Genomic DNA, 25,824 nt, shown 5'->3' on the forward strand with positions numbered 1-25,824 from the left:
TTTACCTTGAATTTATAATCTAAGTGCAACTAAAAAAGATTCATGGCTTTCTGATAAAATAGTGTTTGCAAAGACATCTAAAAATCAGGAGGAGCCATGAATCATTATACTCATTTTACACTAAAAGAGCGCGAAATTCTAAAACATTTTATTGATATAGGAAAAAATCAAACAGAAATTTCAATTTTACTTGGGAAAAATAAATCGTCTATATCAAGAGAAATCAAAAGAAATAGTCAAAATGGCGAGTACATACCTTGTGAAGCCCATGACAGATATAAAAATAGACGCTTTAATTGTAAACCAAGAAAAAAGCTAGATAATCCAAGTCTATATGAATGTGTAAAGAATTTATTTTTGAGACATCAATGGTCTCCGGAACAGATCTCCTCTCGATTGAAATTTGAAAATTCAAGCTTCACTATTAGTTACAATACAATTTACAGGGAAATATATAATGGTCGTTTTGATGAAAAAGAATTATCACATGGAAATAGAGGAGTTGTTCGCAAACTACGACATCGTGGTAAAAGTCGTCATACAAAAAATTATGAAGAAAGACGTGGAAAAATTCAAATTAGTAATTTAATTACAGATAGACCAGCTCCTGCAAATAATCGAGAACGATTAGGTGATTGGGAGGCTGATACAGTTATGGGGCAGACTGGTAAGGCTTGCTTAGTAACATTAACTGATCGAAAAAGTAGGTATCTGCTATGTAAAAAAATTGCAAAAAAGAATGCATTTTTAGTCAAACAAGCGATGATTAAGCTTTTAAAAAATCAACCTCTAGAAACAATAACTCCAGATAGAGGGAAAGAGTTTTCTAAACATGCAGAAATTAGTCAGGAGTTGAATTTAGTAGAATTTTATTTTCCATTTCCACATCATCCTTGGCAAAGAGGAACAAACGAAAACACCAATGGATTGCTTAGAGAATATTTCCCGAAAACTGTGGATATTAATCAATCAGATAGCTATGTTGAAGCAAAAATGAAAGAAATAAATCTTAGGCCGCGCAAATGCTTAAATTGGAAAACTCCATACGAGGTTTATCATTCAGTAGAGTTGCATTTGACTTGACAATTCAAGGTCAAAAAAGGATGCTACACAAGACACTCAATTACAAGAACTTTGTGCAGAAATTGCTGCATTAAAAGCAAGCATGACAAAATAATATAATTATAGTTATAGACAGGCACCTCCCTATGTATTACAATGTAATACACAAGGAGGTGCTTTGTATGTCAAATATTTCTGTGAGACTTAATGAACAAGAAGAAACACTGTTTAAAACTTATGCGGAATTTATGGATGAAACCTTGTCAACACTATTTAAAAAAGCGTTACTAGAAAAAATCGAAAATGACTTTGATCTTAGGGTGGGTCAAGAAGCTTTGAAAGAATATAAACAGGATCCTGTTACATATTCTGTAGCAGAAATGCGTGCAAAGTATGGTTTATAAGCTAGAGTTTAGTAAACGGTTTGACCGACAATTTTCAAAGTTGGATAAGTCAACACAACGTTATATTTTTAATTGGTTGATAAAACATTTGGATAATGTAGAAAATCCACGATATTCTGGTAAATCGTTAACTGGTAATAAACAAGGATTGTGGCGGTATAGAATTGGCAACTATAGAGTTATTGTTGACATTAGTGATACGAATTGTGTGATTATAGCGGTAGAAGTAGGTCATCGAAAATTTATTTATAAGTAGAGGTCATATTAATGAAATACTTACGTCGTGAATTAAACCAAGTAGAAAAGGAATATTTAAAACAATTTGGCGAAGATTCCTTAAATCGTGTTATCCTTCATGATCCTAATACAAAGGACAAGCAAGAGGTTCAAGATACGATTGATATTTTAAAAGAAGCGATAGCAAAAAACAAACCTCTAGAACAAGTACCAGAGGATATGTGGAAGCTTATTGAATTCTAATGTAAAAGACACATTGCAAATTATAGCAATGTGTCTTTTATGTTATAGATTATACAGTTCTGGTTTACGGTCCCTGAATATATTGATTTTGTTGCGAATGTCTTCGACAACATCGAAATCAATATTCGCAGAAGCAATACCCTCCTCAGTATTCATTTCTAATAGATTTGTACCCCATGGATCATATACCGCAGAGTGGCCCGTACTTTGAACGCGGCCAACTGTACCACAGCCATTTACAGCACATACAAATAGTTGGTTTTCGATAGCCCGCACTTCATTGAGTACTTGCCAGTGTCGTAGGCGCATGGTAGGCCATTGGGCCGGTACAAATAGCAATTCTGTATTTGGTAATGCGGCCATGCGCACTAATTCTGGAAAACGGATGTCATAACAGATGACAGTGCTACAAGGAATGCCATCTAACTCAAAATGTGTGGTGTGAGTACCGCCTGCGAAGTATTGATCTTCTTTCGCCGGACTAAAGCCGTGCATTTTTGAGTATTCTCCAACGAGAGTGCCTTCTCGGTTATAGGCATAGGAGGTATTGAACACAACATCATTTTTAGCAACTGCTACAGAACCGCCTACGATGTTTACGTTATGCTCTTTCGCAAATGTACTTAATAATGATTGAGTTCGCTCTCCGTTTCTGTCAGCGATGTTGATTAACTCTTTTGATGGATAAAATCCAGTATTCCAAGTTTCTGGTAATACGATAATATCTGGACATTCAGAAAGTGATTGAGAGAGTAATTCCTGAACACGAGTATAGTTATATTCTACGTCATTTACATGGACGTCCATTTGAATAATAGTTAGGCGTTTTTTCATAGTACATCCTTTATTTGGTGAAATGGTATCGTTTATGTGAAATATATTATAATTAAAATATTAAAACATTATTGAGTAGATTACAATCACGGGTAAACAATTCGCTAGTTTTTACTATTCTCCTTATAAATGATATAATATAAGTTATTAAATTGTGTCTATATAAAGGGGGACCTATGAAACGATTTTCATTGGTAGTGCTTTTCACAATTGTAATTGCTACAGCGTTAGCAGGATGTGGAATGCTTTCACAGCAAACGACAGAAAATGAAACTAAAACGCCACCTACACAACAGGTTACGATGATACATCCGTCGGGAGTTCCGGTACTCATGTATCACAAGATTGGCGATGATAAAGATAATGATGCGGTTATCCGCGAGGATTTATTCCGTCAGCAAATGAAGTTCCTCAAGGATAATGGGTACCATCCGTTGACGATGGATCAATTATACGATTATGTAGTTAATGGTGCAGCGGTACCTGAAAAGCCTGTAGTACTAACCTTTGATGATGGTTATGCAGATACATACTCTATCGTGTATCCATTGATGAAAGAATATGGTTTTGCTGCTACTGTATTTGTTAATCCAGGCGATGTAGGAACGCGGCTTACATGGGAACAGCTAAAAGAAATGAAAGACAATGGTATAACTATTTCTAATCATGGATTCCAACATGTGGAAATGGGCCAACTTTCAAAAGCCGCACAAATGGAAAATATTCAAAAAGCACAACAAGCGTTAGCTGATAAGTTAGGAATTACAGATAACCCTTGGTTCTGTTATCCCTATGGGGACAAAAATAAGGATACAGATGCTGCCACAAAAGACAGTGGTATAAAGATGGCAATGGCTATGAAGTCCGGTTGGGCTCATACAGGGGATAATCCATACAATATTTTACGTGTTTGGGTTGGTAATGCCGTAGACATCAAGCATTTTGAAGAACGAATTAGCACTGAACATTACAGTGATTTATAAGGAGATATACATTGTTTAAAAAGAATTGGGTAAAGTTCATCATTATGGTGTTCTTATTTACCGCAGTCACATCACCATTCGTTGTATTGTTTGGACCATTTAATAATGTAAAACGTGCCGTAATTGGTGCTATCTTACAATCTCGTCATCCTCAATACATTACATGGTTATTCAGCAACGATGAATTGCAATCTATTTTGGGGACAGTAGGCGTTGTAAAGAGTCAAGATTTGTTTAAATTTAATGCTCGCGAAGATAAAGACTTAAAATTGGAAAAAATTGAGTCTTCTCGTTATGTAGGGTACGTACTTGAAATTCCAGATCCACGCCGTATCCAAGTTGCGACAGCTGCAAACATTCAAGAAAAAGGGGATACTACAAGTAATATTGCTAAAATGAATGGTGCTGTAGCGGCTATCAATGGCGGTGGCTTCCACGATCCTAATGGTACTGGTACAGGCCGCTTGCCATATGGCTTTATCCTTCACGAAGGGGATTATATCATCGGTAAGGATGTAGGGCCTGATGAATCCGTTGATTTTGTAGGCTTCTCTAAATCTGGCAACCTCATTGCGGGCAACTATGATAAAACTGAATTAGCTGATATGAAAGCTATGGAAGGTATTACCTTTGGGCCACCTCTTATCGTAGATGGTAAGAAGATGATCACCGATGGCGATGGCGGTTGGGGCGTAGGTCCTCGTACGGCCATAGGTCAACGTAAGGATGGTACTGTGTTGTTCGTTGTAATCGACGGTCGTCAACCAGGTTATTCCTTGGGTGCTACCTTGCGTGATGTGCAAGATGTACTTTATGAAAAGGGCGCATACATCGCGGCTAACCTCGATGGTGGCTCTAGCTCTACATTGTATTTAAATGGCAAAGTTGTAAATAAACCAGCCGATTTGTTAGGGGAACGGATGATTCCTACGGCGTTTATCGTGAAATAGGAGGAACAATGAAACCTTTTACGCGTGTACTGAGCGCCTTTGCGGTAGGTATTCTACTGCAAGGAGGGGTGTATCTGTACCTTGATCAATATATGTTTGCACCGACTACAGAATTTAACGTCTCTGGTGCGTCTAAGGATGACACGAAAAACTTCCCTGACGTAAAGGAGGGACGTAAATACGTATCTTATGACCATCAATTTATGGCTGTTGTTACAGATGAATCTCTTCGGATTTATAAGGCTGGTGAAAGTAAGCCTACAACGGTTAGTTTGAAAGGTCGCTCCATTAGCTATTTTGACTGGATGCCAGATCGTAACTACGCAATTATGGGCCTGTATACGGACAACAAGGTTGTTATGGCCCGACTCAATGCAGATGATCCGGAACACGAAGTAGATACAGAACTTGAAGATGTACCAAAGGGAAGTCGCATTGTTGATGCGGCATATTCCGAAGCGACAAATGTGGTGTACATGAAGGTGAAAGTTCGTGAAGGTGCATACCGGATTTACAGAACTGATGCGAACTATGATACGCGTCGCGTTTACATGCAAGCTACGGACATTGGTCGTATTGCTGTATTCTATGATGAAGATAATTTCTTCTATGATAATGCTAAAACTGGCGACATCTTCATGTTTAATGGTATCGAAGGTGGTTGGCGTGTTATCAATCCACCTGGACGATTCCGTTTGCTTGGTGTAGATACTAGCAAGACCATCTATATCGCTCGTGTCGATGAAGATAATAATGTATTAACTGTATACTCTGGTAAATTAGGCGTAGGATTTAAACCTATTTATAAATATAATAATCCGACTACCTTGTCTGAAGTAACTATGAATGCGGTGAAAGAAATTATTGCCAATGGCAGTGATGATACGACCAAAGTAACAGAAGATAACGATAAATCATCTAAAGACTCTAGCTCTAAGAAAAAGAATTAATATAAAGCCTTTATAATCGCAGGTTATAAAGGCTTTATTTATAAAATTATTTAGTTTTATACGACATAATTCAAGTTGAACTCATATATATTTCGTTATAATCGGTATATGAGTATACGAGATGATGATTTAACGGGCGACGATAATACATGAGAAAGGCGGTTGTCTATGAATATATTGTTTGTACGGCTCAGTTATATTGGTGATATACTGCATGCCACAGCCGCCGCAAGGTGGATAAAGCAACAGTATCCGAATGCAAAATTACATTGGATTGTTACACCTAGCATGGCTGAACTATTAGAACATAATCCCTATGTAGATCATATATTTCCTTGGGAACGGGATGAATATGAGGCTCATTCAAAAAAATTACACCTTCGTACCATGTGGAATATGTGGTGGGATTTACGAAAACGTTTAAAGCCTTATCACTTCGATATAGCTGTTGATGTACAAGGCCGGCTTATTACGGGACTTGTACTATTGGCATCTGGTGCACCTATACGGTTAGGATTAGGGGGTACTAAAGAACTGAATTGGTTATTTACTAATTACAAATCGAAGAATCGGTCAAAGCATGTTATAGAGCAATATCTTGATGTAGCTAAATTACTGCCAGGTGCATTAAACACAGAAACTATCCCTGTTGAGACTAAGAATATGAATCTAATGGATCTCATTGTAACAGCTGATGAGCAACAACAGGCTAAATTCGAAGTGGAAACGGCATTTGCAGAAAAAGATAGACCGTTGATAGGTTTAGTTTTAGGTTCATCATGGCAGACTAAGTCCTGGCCTTATGAAAAGTGGCAACAACTAATTGATTCCATGTCCTATAGAAGCAATTTTATATGCTTGGGTGGACCAAAAGAAGCACAAGAGTTTGAAGAATTGATGCAACATGTAGAGAAAGAGAATTTGCCAGTTTACAATAAATTAGGTAAGACTACTTTACGTGAAATGGCGGCTCTTCTTGGTGAATGTGAGGTGGTAGTGGCCTGTGATACGGGTGCACTACATATGGCTGTGGCTCTACAACGCCCTGTAATAGCTTTATTTGGCCCTACAAACCCTGCAGAGTGGGGACCTCTGACTGGAACCTATAAAGTGCTACAAAATCATGATATGGAGTGCTTAGGCTGCCGTAAACGAAAATGTCCAAAGGGAAAAGCGTACTGTATGTCTGGTATTGATCCAGTTATGGTGAAGGAACATATTATTGAATTATTAGGTGTAAAGAATTAGACTTAAATAAGAGTGATAATATATAAAGTTAGTTAGAATACGCATTATGTTGGTCGTCTAACTAGTAGAATAGGAGTATATAATGGCAAAGTTTAAAATTCAAAAAGGCTTATCAGACGCAGAAATGATGAAGCAATGGGGTGGAAATGATAACTTTGAAGAAACTATGATGCAGGCGGAACGCAATGCAGCGAAACCTGTGATTCATCAAAGTCCTAAGCAAACACAAGATGCATTTTATCGTGAATTTTTAACTGAGAAGGTGGAAACGCTTATCGGTAAGATGCTGTTAGACATTAAAATGGAGTATTTTAAAGAGGGCGAAGGGGCATTCTCTATCCAAGTAAAACGAGATGGAAAGAATATTGTTCTTGAAACAGCACCTAAAAAGGTAAAATAAAAAGTATATTTGAAATAGAAAATGTATATTCATGAATATTAGATTACCTTTGTCAGTCATCAAAAAAAGTGATAACAAAATCTGTAAATCAAGATAATTCGTTGTACTACATCAATAAATACTGATATACTTTCGTACATAAATAAAAATTATAACGATATGAGGATTAGTTTGCTTTTACATTCTCATTAACATACTCATTTGGTAATGATTAAAAATGCAAGATAAAATCTAGCATAACGAGAGTTTTTGGTGATTTTTTTTACACTTTTATATCAAAAATGCATGCTTTTTGATGATAAATAAGCATAATATACTTGTTGACAAAGAATTTTAGAAGTAGTCTAATATAAGTATGTTCCAATAATTCCTAGCACATTTTACCTACATAAGTAGAAACTATAGGAATTGTTGATAAATAGGTATGAGATAGTCATTGAGTGTATGTATAAAATTACATCACCTTACTATTTCGAATTGGAGGATTAACATGGCTAAAAAATTAAGAATCTGTGAAACCGTTCTTCGTGACGGTCATCAATCTATTTTGGCAACTCGCATGCGTTACGAACAAATGGAACCAGTGCTTGGCCTTTTAGATGAAATCGGTTATGAAGCTCTTGAATGTTGGGGCGGCGCTACTTATGATAGCTGTCTTCGTTTCTTGAACGAAGATCCATGGGAACGTCTTCGCAAATTAAAAGCTAATGTAAAAAATACACCATTACAAATGTTACTTCGTGGCCAAAACTTGTTGGGCTACAAACATTACTCTGATGATGTAGTGGAAGCATTCTGTAAAGCTGCTGTAAAAAATGGTATCGACCGTATCCGTATTTTCGACGCATTGAACGACCCTCGTAACATGGAAGCTGCTATTAAATATTCCAAAAAAGCAGGCGCACACGTTCAATCCGCTATGGTATACACTATTTCTCCAGTTCATACAACTGAAAGCTTCTTGAAAGTTGCTGAAACTTTGGTTGAAATGGGTACTGATTCTCTTTGCATTAAAGATATGTCCGGTTTGTTAGGACCTGCTGATGCATTCGATTTAGTTTCTACTTTCAAAAAACGTTTTGGCGAATTGCCAATCGACTTGCACAGCCATTTCACTTGCGGTCTTGCAAGCACTACATACTGGGAAGCTGCTAAAGCTGGTGTAGATATCATCGATACTGCTATCTCCCCATTCGCTCATGCAACTAGCCAACCAGCTACTGAAACTATGATCGAAATGTTCAAAGGCACTGAATGGGATCTTGGTCTTGACCTTGATAAATATATTCCATTAGTTGATCATTTCCGTAAAGTAAAACAACAAATCGCTGAAGAATTCAACTTGAAACCAGCTAGCGATGTAATCCCAGCTGTTCGTCGTTACCAAATTCCTGGCGGTATGTTGTCCAATACTCAAAACCAATTGAACGAAATGGGTATGGGCGATCGCTTCTTCGACGTAATGGATGAAATGCCACGCGTTCGTGAAGACTTGGGTTACCCTCCATTGGTAACTCCAACATCCCAAATCGTTGGTACAATGGCTATGATGAACGTTATGATGGGCGACCGTTATAAAATGGTTCCTAACGAAGTTAAAGACCTTGTACGCGGTAAATATGGTGCATTGCCTGGTAAAATTTCTGACGAAATTCGTCACACTATCATTGACGATGAAGAACCTATCACTTGCCGTCCAGCAGATCTTATTGAACCTGAATTGGCAGGTTACACTGAAGATTTGAACTCCAAAGGTTACACTGGCATCACTGAAGAAGACGTATTAACATATGCTATGTTCCCAGAAGTTGCAATTAACTTCTTCGAAGCTAACCGTCGTTAATCTTAATATTAACAGCTCTACCTTTTAGGTAGGGCTGTTTTTATGTTTATACGAATTTTATATTTTCTCTTGCTAATCATGAGTAAAATAGCGTACACTATAAGGAGTATCTACTAATTATGATATTGAGGTAATCCTGTGAATTTACAAATTAGAATTTGGATATCCAATGTTGTTCTATTTGTAGTTCCTATATTAATTGCAATTATTCTATTTTTGTTATATTTTTCAGGACTACGCATTTTAGCGAATGCCGGATACTATTTGCGTATCGAGCAAGAACAACAGTTTAAAAGTGTTAGCCGTGTGGCTGAGACTATTACCTTTTATGGTATAGACAATGGTTTAATGGATTCTCTTGTTAAACCAAGCTATAGTTTGTTAGACCCTAATGAGGTGTATGTAGAAATTCTCGATCAGGGAAAGGTTCTGTATTCTTATGGTACACAACAGATTTATAATGAATCTGCTATCGTTGGCTTGATTGATGTAAATCCTGAGTTACAAGGGATTGTCTATCAGTCAAATCATACCTTTGTGTACGAAATGCGTAAGAATGAAGGACGTCATGCATATCTATATCACATAGCTATTAAACGAGCTGTGCATGGTAGTGATAGCTTGATGGAGACCGTTTCGTTCTACATTAGCATTGTTGCATTACTTTTGTTTATAGTTACATTTTTTGCGATCAACCGATTTGTGACGAAGTTCATTATGATTCACGTCCGCAATATGACGGAATCATTACGAGCTGCTAATTACCAAATCGAAATGGAGCAGGAGCAACAAAAAGAATTGCTTGCAGGTATCTCTCATGATATCCGTACTCCATTAACTGCAATTAAGGCCTATGCAGAAGGCGTTCGGGATGGTATCGCGCCAACCGAAGAGCAACAAAAACGCTACATGGGAATCATTTTGAAGCGCGCTAATGATCTAGATTCTATGTTGGAGGAATTGTTCCTTATTACAACATTGAACTATAAAAAGGAATCTAGACCATCAGAGAAAATAGAATTAGGGAAATACGTACAAGGTTTTGTAGAAGATCATATAGAACATTATAAGTCTAGAGGTCTTGAACTGAGCCAACGTGTTACAGTTAAGGATGCTACTATTATGGCGAATCCGCAGTTATTACAGCGGGTTTTGCAAAATATTTTAAATAATAGTGCAAAATATAAGATGGCAGATATAGGACATAGTGTTATTGATGTCACCGAAGATGAAAGTCATGTGTACTGTGTGGTAAGTGATGATGGCCCTGGGGTTCCGCCAGAGTCGCTTGACCGACTTATGCGTCCGTTTTATCGAGTTGATTCGTCCCGCACTAATCCACAGGAGGGGAGTGGACTTGGTCTTTCGATTATTAGACGTATTATGGAAATTTTCGAAGGTCGTGTAGTGATAGAAAATATTAGACCACATGGACTTAGAATTATTTTAGAGTTCCCGAAAAAAGGAGAAAATCATGAGTGAACATATTCTAATAATTGAAGACGATATTGATATTGCTAATATTGAGCGTGATTATTTGATGGTTGCTGGTTATGACGTAACTGTTATGAATAATGGTACTGATGGTATTGAAGCTGCTTTGAACACGCCAGTAGATTTAATCATTTTGGACGTTATGTTGCCAGAAATGGACGGCTTTGAAGTGTGTCGCGCCATTCGTGATAAAGTGCGCGTACCAATCGTGATGGTAACTGCACGCCTCGATGATATTGATAAAATCCGTGGCCTTGGCGTAGGTGCTGATGATTACATCGAAAAACCATTCTCTCCATCTGTATTGATTGCAAAAATTAAGGCTATGTTAGCACAATATAAACGACTTACTGAAAAAGATGTTGTTGATACAAATGCTATTCAATCCGGTGATATTCGCCTTGATCCTAAGATGATGAAAGTTTGGGTAAATGACAAAGAAGTTCATCTTAAGAAAAAAGAATTCCAATTATTAGAATTTCTTATGCGTAACCGCGATATCGTATTTTCCAAAGAAGAATTATATTCCCGTGTATGGGGGTTAGATTCGTATGGCGACTATGCAACTGTAGCTGTTCACATCAATCGTTTACGTGAAGAAATCGAAGAAAATCCATCTGATAGTAAACATATCATTACAGTTTGGGGCGTAGGTTACAAGTTTGTATAAAAAGCATAGCTAAATTCACTTTTAGTTCATGGATTGGTGAGCTATTGATGTTATATATGTTTTTAGGGACTATCTTATAGAGAAATAATCGAAGTTTTATATATTTTTTATATACTATGCTTTATTTTTTAGAGATTTTGTGTATACTATAACTGTAAGGATTATTATGAAGATATACGGAAAAGATACACTTAACTTCTCTCTCTTAATAAGTTCTCTCTCAACTTTTCCGTCTTCATATATAACTCTCTCTCACAGTCCTTACACTCTCAAACTATATGCAAAAGAGGTATTCATTAGTTAATGCTAATGAATACCTCTTTTGTTTTCTTATCTTTTTACATATAATTTAGGAATGGTAATAATTGTTATATTGCAAATCTAAAGAATTAGCCCTATAATAATTGTGCATTGATTGTATGCAATTAAAAATAGGAGATAAAATATGAATATAAAACAATATAAGAAACAGATTATAGCATGTGCTATTGCACTATGCGTAGGTGTAGGAGGAGGTTATTATTTCTTTGGTACACCAGCAGGTACGGAACAGAGTGTTGTAACAAATCAAACTAAACAAACAAAACCGTTGACTGAAGCTCGTAATACCTATGTTGTACAAGCGGCTAAAAAATCAGGCCCCGCCATAGTGGGTATTACAACACAAGTATTCCAAAAGGATATTTTTAATCGTACCATTTACGCAGGTGAAGGCGTTGGTTCAGGTGTTTTAATAGATAATGAAGGTCATATTGTAACGAATAACCACGTTGTATCCGGTGCTAGCAATGGTGAGGTTACAGTTTCGCTGTCTGATGGTACTACCGTCAAAGGTACTGTTATGGGTACTGATGAACAATCTGATTTAGCTGTCGTAAAGATAGATCCACCTAAAAATATTCAACCTGTTGCTATAGGTGACTCCGATTCTTTACAGGTAGGTGAACCAGCAATTGCCATTGGCAACCCATTAGGTCTTGAATTTAAAGGTTCTGTTACATCTGGTGTAATTAGTGCTTTAGCTCGTACCATTGATGATCAAGGACAACGTTTCCCATTGATTCAAACTGATGCTGCCATTAACCCAGGAAACTCTGGTGGTGCATTGCTAAATGCTGATGGTGAGTTAATTGGCATTAATAGCTCTAAAATTTCTAAAGAGGGTGTAGAAGGAATGGGCTTTGCCATTCCTATTAATTCTGCAAAACCTATTATTGACTCTATCATTAAAAACGGTAAGGTCATTCGTCCATATTTAGGCGTATGGGCTGTAGATCGGCAAACAGCGGCTCGTAATAATGTAAGCTATGAAGGAGAAGGCCTTCTTATTGTACAATTGGATTCTACCGGTCCTGTGGCTCGAGCTGGTATTGTAGAAGGTGATACGATTGCTCAAATCGATGGTAAGAATGTAAGTACATTAATCGAATTGAAAGAGCAAATTGACGCCAAGAGCCCTGGCGACACTATTTTAGTATCCTATACTCATAATGGTAAAATGAAAAGTACTCAAGTTACATTAGGGCAATCCTCGTCTAACTAATAGTTTTAGAAATAGAAAAATTATATATAAAATCCTTTCGACTGGTGGAACTCTAGATATTATCTGCATTTTCCAGCACGTTGAAAGGATTTTTTATTTTATAAAAAGTTTTTTACAAGGTACCTTGCAATTCGAGGTACCTTGTGTTATTATGTATTTGTCAGTACATGATAGTGACCGTAAGAGAGCTTTCACATTGGCAAGTAGGCACAGCCTAAAGGGAGGAACTATGCAAGTTCAATTAAAAAAAGGTGTTATGGATATGTTGGTGCTAGCATTATTAACACAGCAGGATCGCTATGGATATGAAATTGTAAGCACTATTTCGGAATACATAGAAATTTCTGAAGGAACGATATATCCATTATTTAATAGATTGAAAAAAGAAAAGTATGTTGAAACGTATTTGAAAGAGTCGTCCACAGGGCCATCTCGAAAATATTATCACATCACGGCAAACGGCCGTGCAGCATACAATCAGATGCGCCAAGAATGGGATGAATTTTCTGGTGTCATCAATATCCTGTTGAAAGGAGTCGACTATAATGGACAAAAATAGCTTTTTAGAGGCATTGCGCAATATTTTTAAAAAGGCGCACGTTGCCGATGTAGAGAGTATTATAGAGGTTTATGAGGAACACTTTGCTGTAGGCCATGAAAAAGGCCTTACAGATGATGAAATTATTAAATCCTTGGGGACTCCAGAGGAAATTTATGCATCCTATGTAGATGCTGGAATTATTACAGATACGTTAAATGAGGATGGTAATACAAGTAAATCTGTAAATATGCAAGAAATCTATGCTAGATTTGATGAGTATAAAGAACGCTTATTACCACAACTGCCGGGAATGGCAAAAAAGGCATCGAAGACATTAGTTGCTATTGGCAGTGCGTTAGCCTATATTGTAGGCGTACTTATATTGGTAATTACGCCAGCTATTTTATATTTATTAGGTAGCTCATGGCAACCATTTGAAAATGTAACCGCATTTCCTGCGTTATCTATGATAACTTTAGTTGCACTCGCAGGTGTAGGCCTTTTTGGTGGCCTTACATGTATATTTATCGGTGCTGAACTTCGTGGTGTACGCGAACGTTATTTCAGCAATGTAGATTAAGGAGGACCTATGAGACGAATTATAATTGCTGCCATTCTAACTGTAATCAGTGCTGTAGGGGTAGGTACATCCTTTGCTGTAAATGATTTACCAAATTTTGGTGAATGGATGAAAACCAATGAACAACAGTTTAGAAAACCACATAGACATGATGGTTCTAATATGCATATGGACCAACATATGATGGATGGAAATAATCAAATGATGCCTCAAGATGGTATGGGACCAAATAATGGTCAACATATGTACCAAAATTGTCAAAACCAAATGATGCCTCAAGGTCAACCTGGCCAAATGCCTCAAGGGGGTCAACCAAATGGTAATGCGCCTCAACCACCTGTGGAACAAGGTGCACCACAGACTACTCAAAATCTATAGTATTCTATTGATTCTTTTCTCTCACAACACTTTTAGAGAACGTGGTCATGAAAGTGCATTCATGGCCACCATAGAGCTACACACTCTATGTGATACATTCGTATCAGAATCTCTCTCTTACACACAATAACTACACACAAGCAAAAAGAGCTCCTCAGTGAAGGAGCTCTTTTTGTATTTGTTTATAATTTTATTTGATATGTTTAGAACCGCGTTCTGTCATAGCTACGCCTTCTTTACAGAGAGGGCATTCTTCTGGTTTGTATGTTGGTACTTCAAGGTTAAGTAATGCTTGTACTTTTTCTTTTGGTACACCGAATTCAGCTTTGCCACCGGAGCGATTAACGAGAAGGCCTACACCTACAATTTCGCCGCCAGATTGGTTAACTACGTTAACTACTTCTTGTACGGAACCACCAGTTGTTACGATATCTTCAACGATAAGTACACGCGTACCTGGTTCGATTTTGAATCCACGACGCAATGTCATGACGCCTTTTTCACGTTCTGTAAAGATGGCGCGTGTGCCTAGTTCTTTACCAACTTCGTGGGCTAATAAGATACCACCAGTCATAGGTCCAATAACGAGCTCTACATTTTGATCACGGAAACGTTCAGCCAATTCTTTACACAATGTTTCAGTGTATTTTGGATGTTGTAATACGTTGAATTTTTCAACGTACATAGGGCTATGTAGACCGGAAGTCAATAAGAAATGACCTTCTAAAATTGCTTGAGTATCGATAAGTAATTGTTTTACTTCTTGTTCTGACATCATTTGGATACACTCTCCATTTCTTCAATAATTAAACGTACCGCCTCTTGTGGATGTTCAGCTTGTGTAATAGGTCGGCCAATAACAAGGCGAGATGCACCATCCTGTAAGGCACTAGATGGTGTAGCAATGCGTTTTTGGTCGTTTGTGGCTGCAAAGGATGGGCGAATACCTGGGGTAACGATAAGGAAATCTGGTCCACAGGCTTCACGAATCATCTTAGCTTCTAAGGCGGAACATACAACACCGTCCATTCCGGATTCTTTTGCTAGTTTTGCAAGGCGAATGACTTGGTCCGCAATTGGTAATTGACCACCAATAGATGTCCAAGATTCATCATCAAAGCTTGTTAATACGGTAATAGCTAATAGTTTTGGACGTTCGATGCCTAGTTTTTCAGCGCTTTCACGAGCAGCCTTAGCGGCAGCTTTCATCATAATAGGGCCACCTTGACCATGAATAGTGATTAGATTGGCGCCTAAACGAGTAAGGGAAGATACGCCATGGGCTACCGTATTAGGAATATCATGTAATTTCAAATCGAGAAATACATGTTTGCCGTGCTCTTGCAAGTAGCGAACCGTTTGGTCCCCTTCGGCGTAGAATAATTCCATGCCCACCTTATAGAAACTAACGGAGTCCCCTAGTGAGGACACGATAGATTTCATCGCATCCATTGTGGATACGTCGAGGGCGACGATTAATCTGTCATCTGCCATGTTATAACCTCCATAGTACTTATATATCTAAATAATTTTCACATAGAATAGGGCGTCCTGTCAATGAAAATCCGTTGTGAAAGTCGGCTTAAGAACTGCTTTTATACATCGATTTTCTTCGCGTTCATGATATAATAAATACAGAAGTGAAGATGATTCCTAATACGAGTTGATATATGTATATCGGACTGATGTATATAATATGTTGTTAATAGCTAAGAAAGGATTACCATGTTAGATTTTGTAGCATTGGATTTTGAAACAGCTAATAAATATAAAAATAGCGCCTGTTCCTTAGCGGTCATTACCGTTGAAAATGGGCAGATTACCAAAAAAGCGTATAGTCTTATTAAACCACCATTTATGTCCTTTGACCCAGAATGTATTGAAATTCATGGAATTGAACCTAAAGAAGTGTTGCATGAAAAGACATTTGATCAACTATGGCCTGCTATCTATGAAAATCATTTGAAGGGAAAAATCATGATTGCCCATAATGCAAAATTCGATATGAATGTATTGCGTGCCACTCTTGATTACTATAAAATTCCTTGGCCAGAACTTGACTATGCGTGTACTGTAAAAATTTCTCGTGCCGTATGGCCCGATTTGGTGAATCACAAATTGAACACAATGGCGGCGTACTTAGGCGTAGAATTTAAGCATCATTATGCATTGGATGATGCTGAAACATGTGCCAAGGTTGCTATCGAGGCAGCTCGCTTGAAAGGGGCGAACTCACTACCCGAACTACTTTCAAAAATAGGCGTACCTCTTGAACCATTCATCGATGAAAAAAATAAAGCTGCACAAGCAGAATTACATAAGGAACCAGAACCAGAGCAGATGTCCTTTTTCTAAAGACGTGCTCGGTTACGATGGTAACTAATCCTGATAGAATAATAGATTATTTTGGAGGTAGTCATGTTAGGTAAAGAACTATTAACCTATGTGGATCATACATTGTTAAGACCCATTGCTACATGGGATGAAATTAAGGTGATTTGTGAAGATGCATTGGCCTATCATACGGCATCAGTTTGTATTCCACCTGATTTTGTGGCATCCGCTCATAATGCATATCCCAATTTGAATGTTTGTACCGTTATTGGGTTTCCTCTAGGCTATCAAACGACAGAAGCCAAGGTGGCGGAAGCGAAACAAGCTATTGCAGAAGGTGCATCAGAAGTGGATATGGTCATCAATCTAGGTGATGCAAAACAAGGGGACTTTCATGCTATAACAGAGGAAATCAAGGCTCTTAAATCTGTATGCGGTGATAACATTTTAAAGGTTATCATCGAGGCCTGTTTCTTAACGAATGAAGAAAAGATAGAACTATGCCATTGTGTAACGGAAGGCGGCGCAGATTTTATCAAGACTTCAACTGGATTTGGTAGTGGTGGCGCTACATTAGAAGATGTGCAACTATTTAAGAAGCACATTGGTCCTAATGTACAGATTAAGGCCGCCGGAGGCATTCGTTCCATTTCTGATATGAAGGCTTATATTGCAGAAGGATGTAGCCGTATCGGGGCGAGTGCGGCCGTAGAGCTCCTAAAAGATCATTTGGACGAAGAAGTATAAAGAAAAACCACCTAGGCAGTGCTTAGGTGGTTTCTTAGAATGGCGGTGTAACTATGCGCATGTATGATATTATTTTGAAAAAAAGAGCCAATTTAGCACTAACAAATGAGGAAATTCGCTTTGTCATAGAGGGCTATGTAAATGGTACTATTCCTGATTATCAAGTAAGTGCTCTATTGATGACCATCGTATTTAATGGCATGAATGCTCGTGAACTCGGTACGTTGACACTCTCGATGGCTCAGTCTGGACAAATGGTGGATTTATCGTCAATTGATGGTATCACCGTAGATAAACATAGTACAGGTGGTGTAGGGGATAAGACGACACTTATCATTGCTCCTTTAGTGGCCGCCTGTGGTGGTAAGGTCGCAAAAATGTCTGGTAGAGGCCTGGGGCATACAGGGGGGACTATCGATAAAATGGAATCGATTCCTCATTTGAAAGTATCCTTAAGCCAAGAAGATTTTATCGCCCAAGTGAATAGAATAGGCCTTGCCGTTATAGGTCAATCAGAAGGCTTGGCACCAGCCGATAAAAAACTTTACGCTTTGCGCGATGTAACGGGAACAGTGGACAGTATTCCTCTTATTGCTTCCTCCGTAATGAGCAAGAAATTGGCATCTGGTGCGCAAGCCATTCTACTAGATGTAAAGGTCGGCAGTGGGGCCTTTATGAAAACCATTGAAGAGGCCCGTGCCTTGGCTAAGGCTATGGTAGATATTGGACGTGAAAACGGTCGTTCCGTTAAGGCTGTTTTGACGGATATGGATCGGCCCCTTGGTCATGCCATAGGCAATGCCTTAGAAATTCGTGAGGTCATTGATACATTAAAAGGTCATGGCCCTGAGGACTTGACCCATGAATGTATTATCATGGCTGCTCACATGCTCGTTCTAAGCCACATCTGCGACTATGAAACCGCCCTAACTCGTGTGCGTGAGGCTCTCGATTCTGGCGCTGCACTCGAACGTCTACGCCTCATGATTGACGCTCAAGGTGGTAATAGCTCTGTGATTGATGATGAAAGCCTACTAGCTATCGGCCAATGTACATATGATGTAATAGCGCCTAAGGCTGGTTACATTACCCATATGAATACCGAACAATGTGGTATAGCATCTGTTATGCTCGGTGCTGGACGCACCATAAAAGATGGCCCTATCGATTATAGTGCAGGTATTATCATGCATAAAAAAACTGGTGATGTTATTACGGAAGGTGAAAGTATTGCGACCTTGTATGCCTCTGATGGAAACTTACTTACTAATGCGGCTAAGACCTATATAGAGGCGATTACGATTGGCGAAGAAATGCCAAATGTAGTGGATACCATTCTTGATATTGTGGAATAAGGAGCCGTATATGACAGAATTAGAAACTCAAAAACTTATGGATTGCGCCATAAAAGCTCGTGAAAACGCTTATTCTCCATACTCACATTTCGCTGTTGGCGCTGCCTTGTTATGCGAAGATGGTACCCTTTTCGAAGGATGCAATATAGAAAATGCTTCCTATGGTCTCACAAACTGTGCTGAACGAACGGCCATTTTCAAAGCCGTATCCGAAGGTCATGTAACATTTAAGGCCCTTGCCGTAGTTGCTGATACGGAAGGGCCTTGTGCACCATGTGGAGCATGTCGTCAGGTGGTAGCTGAATTTAAGATTCCTATTATTATAATGGGAAACCTAATGGGGAATGTAAAAATAGTAACTATAGAGGAACTATTGCCGTTTAGTTTTTCGGAGAGCGAGCTAATTGGTAAATAGATCCTTCTACAGTGGAATATATTTTTCTCCAATGATTTTGATTGAGTGTGGATGGAAAACTATCATCACCATAGATGAGTAGATAGATGTCTTTATCTTTAGGTAGATTGTTAACGGATATAAATGGCATAACCTCTTTGGCATTCCATGAAATTGTGTTTGGGTCAGGGGCTACTTCATCAGCGCCAATCAACTTATAAACTTTATGATCGCTATAGTAGGTTGGTGAAACGCGATATCTGCCACTGCCTTGTACAATGAGGGCATCATGGTTTATAGATTGACTAATATAGTGACTAATATTGGGACTAGATGCTATATCCATTTGTGGTATAGCAATCGTAAACGTCAATACTATATAGGTAATGCTCATCACCAGTGCAGTTTTACATATGAATGAAATTCGCTTATAGCACATGGTAGCCATTAATATAGCGAGTGGTGTTAGCGCTGGAAATGTATAGGTGGAATATTTGGTGGCCATACAGGAGAAAAAGAGTATAACTACACTCGCCCATACTGCTAAAAAGGTATGGAAGGGAACGTTGTGAAACCAATTTTTTCTATTTGTATAGATTAACTTGGGCAATATAATGGACCAAGGGAATAAGGTTATAATCGTAATAGGGATGTAATAGTACCAAACATTATAGCGAGGGTGTTCTGATACGGTGGCGCGTAACCAATTATGGACGCCTAAAAAAACATTAACAAAGTCATTTCCATGAGTTGCGTACATATAGTAATACCAACTACCCCCAAGGGTGAGAAGGATGAATAGACCTGGTATGAGTTGGAGGCTTAATAATTCGCGAAGATCCTTGCGGATTATTAGGTATACGAGTATGATGAGCCCTGGTAATAAAAAGCCAATAGGCCCTTTGGTTAAGACTGCAATAGCTGATGCGATATAAGCAGATAGATAATAGATTTTATAATGAGGTGCATGTTCTTTATGGCGCGTATAGCCCATATAAAATCCCATTAATGTAGCGTTAAAACATAAACCCAAGGTCATATCTGTTATAACAGCCTTAGCTATAATCCAATACTCTGCAGATATGGATACGATAATAGCACTAAGAATAGCGATGATATGGCTTGTTTGTGATTTCACAAAACGGTATATGAGGAAAATATTGCACAGTGCTAATAGACTAGAGAAAAATCGTGCCCCAAAGTTTGATATGCCAAATAGTTTAAATCCTAAAATTAGTTCCCAGTAATAAAATATTGGTTTATCATACCAATAATGTCCAAAAATCTGTGGAGATAAATAGTTTTGGTTGATAATCATCTCCTTGGCGGTTAGTGCATAATTGCTTTCTACAGGATCCGTAATACTGAGCCAAGTATTGCCAATAAAATAGACGATAGAGGATAAAATAAGGACTATAAAAATATGATAGTCCTTATTTTTTAATATATATTTCATCGATTTAACCCTTTATATTAAATTGATCACGCAATGGTGCTTGTGATTTTTTTATGAGACGCACACATTGTTTTATGTTTGCAAGTACACGGAAAATATTATATTTAGGGTGATGTAACAGTTTATCAATAATCGAAGAAATATAGTTTTGAGAAACTTTAAATAATAAGTAGGTAATGAGTATCCCCATGATGATATCAAGTGGGTAATGGTGCCCTACAAATACCTTGGCACACCCTGTTACGATAGTGCCTGTTAACAGTATTGTTCCTAATCTTTTATAAGTGGCAAAAATTGGTAATGCAATAGCTGTCATAGCCATTGCATGCGTGCTAGGAAAACTAGAGTCAGCAGCGTGAGGAATTAGAAGATGTACTGTATGTGTGACAAAAGGTCTAGGTTCTTGAATTATAAATCCAATAATACTATGAGTAATTAATATGATACCTAGAAACACTATGGTATGTATGCTTGTTTTTAAAAGTGTTTTGTCCTTGTAATAAATTCCAAGTCCCAATAATAGAAGAAGTAATGCAGCGAAGCAACCTGCCAGATATTTCACGGTCAATATCATAGATATATCTAACCAAGTGTAGGTGCCTGCAAGGTTATTAATGAGTTGAAATAATTCGTAATTCATGTATATCTCCTTTGTTATTGATGATTTAATTGTATAAATACATCATAAAGGATAAATATTACGAAATTATAACGACAGAATTACGTATTGAAAAAGATTAGTTTTCTATCATGACAGCCAGAATATGACTTTGTATAATAAATGAAAAGGAGGTTGTTATGGTATTTAATTGGTTTAATCATTTAGGTGTACAAAAAAAGATGATAATTAGTAACTTATTAATTATTATCGTACCCTTTGTAGTATTAATAACTTCATTATCTATGCTATGGGGCGTTATTCGCTATACAAATCCAGTTGCTCATCGCCAATGGATGATGCTCGCACCTAGCACGATTCAGGCACAAGTATTCCAACTAGGACTCGAGCAAATCAATAAAGAACTTTCAAAGGAATCCACATCTATAAGTGATATTTTAGATAGTAGTGCGGTATTAGAAGCACAAGGTCTAAATATAGTTATTCTTAAGGATAATCAAGTCGCTTATTCTACATCAGGTTTAGATGTAGACGGTCTGTTGAAGAACTTTGATACTACAATGGACGCATCCGGTTCTGTTCATTATTTAAATTGGCAAGGAAATCAACTTACTTATGTAAATTCGTATGGAACGGGACTCACCATCTATGGATATGGCCAAATCCCATTTATGGCCAAGAGTATGGGACCAGAGTCGATGGACAAGAAACTCGTTGAAGGTGCATTTGGCATTGGTATTATAGTGATGTTGGCTATTGTTATTGGTATAGGCATATATATTTCTAATCGTTTAGCACAATATGTTTTGCGACCTGTGAAAGCTTTGAAAGCTGCAGCGGATACTCTTAAAGATGGTACAGAGCCTAAGATTATTACTGTCAGAACACATGACGAACTAGGTGATACATGTGAGGCTTTCAATAATATGCAAGCTGCCTTATTGAAGGCACGTGAAGAACAGGCCGTTTACGAAGAGCGGAGACGGGAAATGATTGCTGGTATTTGTCATGATATTTCCACACCGCTTACCTCTGTAAAAGGGTATGCTAGTGGTATACTTGAAGGAGTTGCCAACACAGAAGAAAAACGAGCGAAATATGTACAGCGGATTTATGATATGGCGGGCCGGATTGAACATTTAGTTACTATGTTATCTGATTTTTCTAAGTTGGAATTAAAACAAATTCACTATGATCGGCATATCTATGTATTAGATGATTTACTACGAGAATATGTTGCCAGTCGTCATCTTGATGAACATGAACATATCCATTTATATGAAACATATGATGCCGGTGATGGCATGATTGCCATTGATCGAGAGCAATTTTACCGTGTTTTAGATAATCTTGTATCTAATAGCTTGAAATATAGGAATAGTGACTCTGTGGCCATCGACATAGCAACGACCAGAACGACTGAGGGTTATAGAGTGAGATTTTCTGATGATGGACGAGGTGTATCTACAGAGGAATTACATCGTTTGTTTGATATCTTTTTCCGTACTGATGAGGCGCGTACAGAAGTGGCTAATGGCAATGGCATAGGTTTAGCTATTGTAAAACAAATTGTTGAAGATATGAATGGTGTTATTTACGCTGAACATAATGAAAGCGGTACTGGATTATCTATTGTGATGGAATTCCCTCGCATAAAGGAGTAATGTATGGGTAAAGTTTTGATTATTGAAGATGATATGGGCATCTATGAACTTGAACGAGATTATTTGGAAATTGAAGGCTTTGAAGTCGATATTGAAACAAATGGTATAGATGGCTTGAATAGGGCGCTTAATAATGAGTACGACCTCATACTACTTGATATTATGATTCCTAAAAAGGATGGATTTTCTGTTTGCCGAGATATTCGAAAAGAAAAAGAAATTCCTATTATCATGGTTAGTGCTAAGCGAGAAGATATTGATAAGATACGAGGCTTAGGTCTAGGTGCCGATGATTATATGATTAAACCCTTTAGTCCTGCTGAATTAGTAGCTCGGGTAAAGTCGCATATTCAGCGTTATAACAGAATACGTAATAGCTTGAGCCCCATGGTGGTGGCCATTGATCCAAAGATTTCTGCAGGCAGTTTAGAAATTATGTTAGATTCACATCAAGTTTTTTTAGGTGGCGCCGAGGTGAATCTAACACCGCGAGAATACGATATTTTAGTACTTCTTGCATCTACGCCTAATCGTGTGTTTACCAAAGAAGAGGTTTTTGAAAGTATTTGGGGGATTGATTCTTTAGGTGAGACATCTACCGTTATGGTTCATATCAATAGATTACGGGCAAAAATTGATAAACAATTCCGAGATGAGGAATATATTGATACCGTTTGGGGCGTAGGCTATCGTTTTCACAAATGGGATAACTACAAAAAAATATAGTCATAACAATAATTGCGTAAGATTATAAGAAAAAGGCTGGAGCGCGTGGCTCCAGCCTTTTAGCATAAGATAATGACCATTAGAATGCAGGAACAATTGCACCTTGGTATTTATCTTGAATGAATTTTTTGATTTCAGGGCTATGAAGAGCTTCCATCAATTTCTTGATACGAGGGTCGTTTTCATTGCCTTTAAGAACAGTTACGACATTTACGTAAGGGGAATCATTAGATTCGATGAACAATGCATCTTTACCAGGGTTAAGACCTGCACTTAATGCATAGTTTGTGTTGATAGCTGCTAGTGCAACATCGTCGATGGAACGAGGCACTTGAGCTGCTTCTAATTCTACGAATTGGTAACCATTAGGATTAGAAGCGATATCTTGTACAGTGGATAAGATATTGTTAGAGTCTTTCAATGTGATAAGACCAGCTTTTTGTAATAACATTAATGCACGACCACCATTTGTAGGGTCATTAGGAATAGCGATTTTTGCACCTTTAGGAAGGTCTTTTAAATCTTTGATTTGACGGGAATATAAGCCCATTGGTTCAAGATGAACGCCACCCACAGATACTAGAGGAAGGTTATGAGCTTTTGCGAATTCCTCCATGTATGGCACATGTTGGAAGAAGTTAGCGTCGATTTCTTTATCACCCAATGCTAGATTAGGTGTATTGTAATCAGTGAATTCTGTGATTTGTAAATCGATATTATCTTTTGCTAAAATCGGTTTTACTTGTTCTAAGATTTCCGCATGTGGTACTGCAGTAGCACCAATTTTTAATACTTGTTTGTCACCGCTGCTAGCCGCTTTATTATTATCGCTGCCGCAACCTGCGATTAATAGCGCACCGCCAAGAACGACTGTAGCCGCTAATGCTAAAAATTTGTTCATACAAACACTCTCCTTTTCGAGAAAATTAAATGTAATTTAATAAACTTATAGTACTAAATTATTTCCTATTCCGCAACTATGTATTATTAGAGGTTATCCATAACTAAAAGTTATATAGAAAAAGGAGCTGCTACTCAAAACCGACTTTGGCCCTGCGAAGGCCGTAGGCCGGAGTCAGACCCGGCCGGTGGAGGTTTTGAGTGGTAGCTCCTTTGCTTATTGTCTTTTAGTTTGGTTAACGGCTAATAATGAGCCCTATACCTAATAGTAATTGATATAACATAGCAGCACCAGCGGTAGTACCCATGGCTTTATCTAATTTGATTTCGTCCACATGGGTATAGAATGTTTTGATGGTTTTAAATGCTGGGATGATGGCGAGTAATGCGAGTAATGCTGGGATTGGGAGGACTTTCAAATAGATCCAGGCACCAATCCAGAAGAAGTTAAAGATATAGGTGATGCTCATTAAGCTGATGGCACGGTCGCGGCCTAATACAATTGGTAATGTGCGACGACCGTGTTTTTCATCGTTTCGAATATCTCGAATGTTGTTGGTGAGCATGATGGACCCAACTAATAGAGTAGCTGGTAGTGCAGGGATTAGGAATGCTAGTGAAAGTTCACGCGTCCACGCAAAGCCTGTAATGAGGACAATAGCAAAACCCATGGCGATACCGGATGAGATTTCCCCAAATGGTGTGCGAGAAATTGGCTTTGGGCCACCTGAATACAAAAAACTAATTAAAATACAGATGATGCCAGCCGGAATGTACCACCATGTAATGGTGGCTGATAGGTATAGGCCGATGATGATAGGTACAATCATAAGAACCTTAATCATAGTGGAGATGAGCTTCGGCGTCACTGCACCACGGGTAAGGGATCCAGCATTACCTATTTTTTGCCCCGCATCAAGACCAGATTTAAAATCTTTTAATTCATTCCATAAATTAGCGATGATTTGAGCCGATACGACGGCTAAAAATATAAGAATTGTATGGAATATGGCGAGTCCTGTGCCATGAAGTGCACCGAAGGTATAATAACTAAATGCAGCACCTAAGATGGTTGGCCCTAATGCAGCAGCCAATGTGCGAGGTCTAGTGAGAGGAATTAATTCTTGTATCATACTAGTGTGGCGAAATGCCAACTCCTTTCTGTTAGAAATACGTTTTCTTATCTTTAAGTATTGTATAGTACATTAGGAGAAATGTAAATTTGGTGTACCTATCATGTTAGTACAATTATATAGTATAATATTATAT

The 25,824-nt window shown here is 38.0% G+C and carries 29 protein-coding genes; 22 read left to right on the forward strand and 7 right to left on the reverse strand.

Going from position 1 to position 25,824, the window contains the following annotated elements:
* Window positions 1–96: 96 nt before the first annotated feature.
* From HMPREF1504_RS07235 to HMPREF1504_RS07250, 4 genes are all read left to right on the forward strand, one after another.
* Window positions 97–1,083, forward strand: coding sequence for an IS30 family transposase (locus tag HMPREF1504_RS07235; RefSeq protein WP_038122762.1), 987 nt, complete (start codon window positions 97–99; stop codon window positions 1,081–1,083).
* Window positions 1,084–1,244: 161 nt separating this feature from the next.
* A complete protein-coding gene (gene relB, locus HMPREF1504_RS07240) occupies window positions 1,245–1,466 on the forward strand; it encodes a type II toxin-antitoxin system RelB family antitoxin (protein WP_016475958.1) in 222 nt (73 codons plus the stop codon).
* On the forward strand, window positions 1,456–1,722 hold the full coding sequence (locus HMPREF1504_RS07245) for a type II toxin-antitoxin system RelE/ParE family toxin (RefSeq protein ID WP_038124768.1): 267 nt from the start codon (window positions 1,456–1,458) through the stop codon (window positions 1,720–1,722). The genes relB and HMPREF1504_RS07245 overlap by 11 nt, the downstream gene beginning before the upstream one ends.
* A gap of 11 nt (window positions 1,723–1,733) precedes the next feature.
* Window positions 1,734–1,946, forward strand: coding sequence for a hypothetical protein (locus tag HMPREF1504_RS07250; RefSeq protein ID WP_005380157.1), 213 nt, complete (start codon window positions 1,734–1,736; stop codon window positions 1,944–1,946).
* Window positions 1,947–1,988: 42 nt separating this feature from the next.
* Here the strand turns inward: HMPREF1504_RS07250 and HMPREF1504_RS07255 are convergent, their stop codons facing one another.
* On the reverse strand, window positions 1,989–2,780 hold the full coding sequence (locus tag HMPREF1504_RS07255; RefSeq protein WP_038124770.1) for a carbon-nitrogen family hydrolase: 792 nt from the start codon (window positions 2,778–2,780) through the stop codon (window positions 1,989–1,991).
* A gap of 176 nt (window positions 2,781–2,956) precedes the next feature.
* Between HMPREF1504_RS07255 and HMPREF1504_RS07260 the strand changes: the two genes are divergently transcribed.
* From HMPREF1504_RS07260 to HMPREF1504_RS07315, 12 genes are all read left to right on the forward strand, one after another.
* The gene (locus tag HMPREF1504_RS07260) at window positions 2,957–3,763 is read left to right on the forward strand and encodes a polysaccharide deacetylase family protein (protein ID WP_038124772.1); all 807 of its coding nucleotides are present in this window, start codon (window positions 2,957–2,959) and stop codon (window positions 3,761–3,763) included.
* Window positions 3,764–3,774: 11 nt separating this feature from the next.
* Window positions 3,775–4,713, forward strand: coding sequence for a phosphodiester glycosidase family protein (locus HMPREF1504_RS07265; protein ID WP_005377648.1), 939 nt, complete (start codon window positions 3,775–3,777; stop codon window positions 4,711–4,713).
* A gap of 8 nt (window positions 4,714–4,721) precedes the next feature.
* Window positions 4,722–5,663: a hypothetical protein gene (locus HMPREF1504_RS07270; protein ID WP_005377691.1), complete on the forward strand. Its 942-nt coding sequence runs from the start codon at window positions 4,722–4,724 to the stop codon at window positions 5,661–5,663.
* 168 nt (window positions 5,664–5,831) lie between these two features.
* Window positions 5,832–6,911: a lipopolysaccharide heptosyltransferase II gene (gene waaF / locus HMPREF1504_RS07275; protein ID WP_038124774.1), complete on the forward strand. Its 1,080-nt coding sequence runs from the start codon at window positions 5,832–5,834 to the stop codon at window positions 6,909–6,911.
* Between the two features lie 82 nt (window positions 6,912–6,993).
* Window positions 6,994–7,311, forward strand: coding sequence for a hypothetical protein (locus HMPREF1504_RS07280; protein WP_005382186.1), 318 nt, complete (start codon window positions 6,994–6,996; stop codon window positions 7,309–7,311).
* A 490-nt stretch (window positions 7,312–7,801) separates the two neighbouring features.
* A complete protein-coding gene (locus HMPREF1504_RS07285; protein WP_038124776.1) occupies window positions 7,802–9,154 on the forward strand; it encodes a pyruvate carboxylase subunit B in 1,353 nt (450 codons plus the stop codon).
* A 138-nt stretch (window positions 9,155–9,292) separates the two neighbouring features.
* Window positions 9,293–10,636 (forward strand): cell wall metabolism sensor histidine kinase WalK, encoded by a 1,344-nt coding sequence (locus HMPREF1504_RS07290; protein WP_005377717.1) that lies wholly within the window; start codon window positions 9,293–9,295, stop codon window positions 10,634–10,636.
* Window positions 10,629–11,318 (forward strand): response regulator transcription factor, encoded by a 690-nt coding sequence (locus tag HMPREF1504_RS07295; RefSeq protein ID WP_005377711.1) that lies wholly within the window; start codon window positions 10,629–10,631, stop codon window positions 11,316–11,318. The genes HMPREF1504_RS07290 and HMPREF1504_RS07295 overlap by 8 nt, the downstream gene beginning before the upstream one ends.
* A gap of 445 nt (window positions 11,319–11,763) precedes the next feature.
* Window positions 11,764–12,861, forward strand: coding sequence for a S1C family serine protease (locus HMPREF1504_RS07300; RefSeq protein ID WP_038124778.1), 1,098 nt, complete (start codon window positions 11,764–11,766; stop codon window positions 12,859–12,861).
* A gap of 229 nt (window positions 12,862–13,090) precedes the next feature.
* Window positions 13,091–13,420, forward strand: a complete 330-nt coding sequence (locus HMPREF1504_RS07305; RefSeq protein WP_038124780.1) for a PadR family transcriptional regulator — start codon at window positions 13,091–13,093, stop codon at window positions 13,418–13,420.
* A complete protein-coding gene (locus HMPREF1504_RS07310; protein WP_005382199.1) occupies window positions 13,407–13,982 on the forward strand; it encodes a DUF1700 domain-containing protein in 576 nt (191 codons plus the stop codon). Before HMPREF1504_RS07305 ends, HMPREF1504_RS07310 begins: the two co-directional genes overlap by 14 nt.
* A gap of 9 nt (window positions 13,983–13,991) precedes the next feature.
* On the forward strand, window positions 13,992–14,360 hold the full coding sequence (locus tag HMPREF1504_RS07315) for a hypothetical protein (protein ID WP_005380198.1): 369 nt from the start codon (window positions 13,992–13,994) through the stop codon (window positions 14,358–14,360).
* 190 nt (window positions 14,361–14,550) lie between these two features.
* On the opposite strand, the gene pyrE is transcribed toward HMPREF1504_RS07315, so the two are convergent.
* Both pyrE and pyrF read right to left on the reverse strand, forming a co-directional pair.
* Window positions 14,551–15,138, reverse strand: a complete 588-nt coding sequence (gene pyrE / locus HMPREF1504_RS07320) for an orotate phosphoribosyltransferase (RefSeq protein ID WP_005375671.1) — start codon at window positions 15,136–15,138, stop codon at window positions 14,551–14,553.
* A complete protein-coding gene (gene pyrF / locus HMPREF1504_RS07325) occupies window positions 15,135–15,854 on the reverse strand; it encodes an orotidine-5'-phosphate decarboxylase (RefSeq protein WP_038124783.1) in 720 nt (239 codons plus the stop codon). Before pyrF ends, pyrE begins: the two co-directional genes overlap by 4 nt.
* Window positions 15,855–16,085: 231 nt before the next feature.
* On the opposite strand from pyrF, the gene HMPREF1504_RS07330 reads away from it, so the two are divergent.
* The 4 genes from HMPREF1504_RS07330 to HMPREF1504_RS07345 all read left to right on the forward strand — a co-directional run bounded on the left by HMPREF1504_RS07330 (window position 16,086) and on the right by HMPREF1504_RS07345 (window position 19,211).
* Entirely contained in the window at window positions 16,086–16,715 is a 630-nt protein-coding gene (locus HMPREF1504_RS07330) for a 3'-5' exonuclease (RefSeq protein ID WP_038124785.1), read from the forward strand.
* A 63-nt stretch (window positions 16,716–16,778) separates the two neighbouring features.
* Window positions 16,779–17,441, forward strand: a complete 663-nt coding sequence (deoC, locus tag HMPREF1504_RS07335) for a deoxyribose-phosphate aldolase (protein ID WP_038124787.1) — start codon at window positions 16,779–16,781, stop codon at window positions 17,439–17,441.
* A 53-nt stretch (window positions 17,442–17,494) separates the two neighbouring features.
* Window positions 17,495–18,796 (forward strand): pyrimidine-nucleoside phosphorylase, encoded by a 1,302-nt coding sequence (locus HMPREF1504_RS07340; protein WP_038124789.1) that lies wholly within the window; start codon window positions 17,495–17,497, stop codon window positions 18,794–18,796.
* Window positions 18,797–18,806: 10 nt separating this feature from the next.
* Entirely contained in the window at window positions 18,807–19,211 is a 405-nt protein-coding gene (locus HMPREF1504_RS07345; RefSeq protein ID WP_038124791.1) for a cytidine deaminase, read from the forward strand.
* Here the strand turns inward: HMPREF1504_RS07345 and HMPREF1504_RS07350 are convergent.
* Window positions 19,177–20,646, reverse strand: a complete 1,470-nt coding sequence (locus HMPREF1504_RS07350) for a glycosyltransferase family 39 protein (protein ID WP_038124793.1) — start codon at window positions 20,644–20,646, stop codon at window positions 19,177–19,179. The genes HMPREF1504_RS07345 and HMPREF1504_RS07350 overlap by 35 nt on opposite strands.
* 4 nt (window positions 20,647–20,650) lie before the next feature.
* Window positions 20,651–21,286: a phosphatase PAP2 family protein gene (locus tag HMPREF1504_RS07355; RefSeq protein ID WP_038124795.1), complete on the reverse strand. Its 636-nt coding sequence runs from the start codon at window positions 21,284–21,286 to the stop codon at window positions 20,651–20,653.
* Between the two features lie 158 nt (window positions 21,287–21,444).
* Here HMPREF1504_RS07355 and HMPREF1504_RS07360 point away from each other — a divergent pair, with 158 nt between their 5' ends.
* Together HMPREF1504_RS07360 and HMPREF1504_RS07365 are read left to right on the forward strand one after the other, a co-directional pair.
* Window positions 21,445–22,929 carry a HAMP domain-containing sensor histidine kinase gene (locus HMPREF1504_RS07360; RefSeq protein ID WP_038124797.1) on the forward strand — a complete coding sequence of 495 codons (1,485 nt, stop codon included), beginning with the start codon at window positions 21,445–21,447 and terminating at the stop codon, window positions 22,927–22,929.
* Between the two features lie 3 nt (window positions 22,930–22,932).
* Window positions 22,933–23,655: a response regulator transcription factor gene (locus HMPREF1504_RS07365; RefSeq protein ID WP_009660990.1), complete on the forward strand. Its 723-nt coding sequence runs from the start codon at window positions 22,933–22,935 to the stop codon at window positions 23,653–23,655.
* Window positions 23,656–23,734: 79 nt separating this feature from the next.
* Here HMPREF1504_RS07365 and HMPREF1504_RS07370 read toward each other — a convergent pair whose 3' ends face one another.
* Window positions 23,735–24,556 carry a MetQ/NlpA family ABC transporter substrate-binding protein gene (locus tag HMPREF1504_RS07370; RefSeq protein WP_038124799.1) on the reverse strand — a complete coding sequence of 274 codons (822 nt, stop codon included), beginning with the start codon at window positions 24,554–24,556 and terminating at the stop codon, window positions 23,735–23,737.
* Between the two features lie 235 nt (window positions 24,557–24,791).
* Window positions 24,792–25,688: a prenyltransferase gene (locus tag HMPREF1504_RS07375; RefSeq protein WP_005382211.1), complete on the reverse strand. Its 897-nt coding sequence runs from the start codon at window positions 25,686–25,688 to the stop codon at window positions 24,792–24,794.
* Between the last annotated feature and the right edge of the window lie 136 nt (window positions 25,689–25,824).

Origin of the sequence: Veillonella sp. ICM51a (assembly GCF_000524355.1) — a bacterium.
Taxonomy (GTDB): Bacteria; Bacillota; Negativicutes; order Veillonellales; family Veillonellaceae; genus Veillonella; species Veillonella atypica.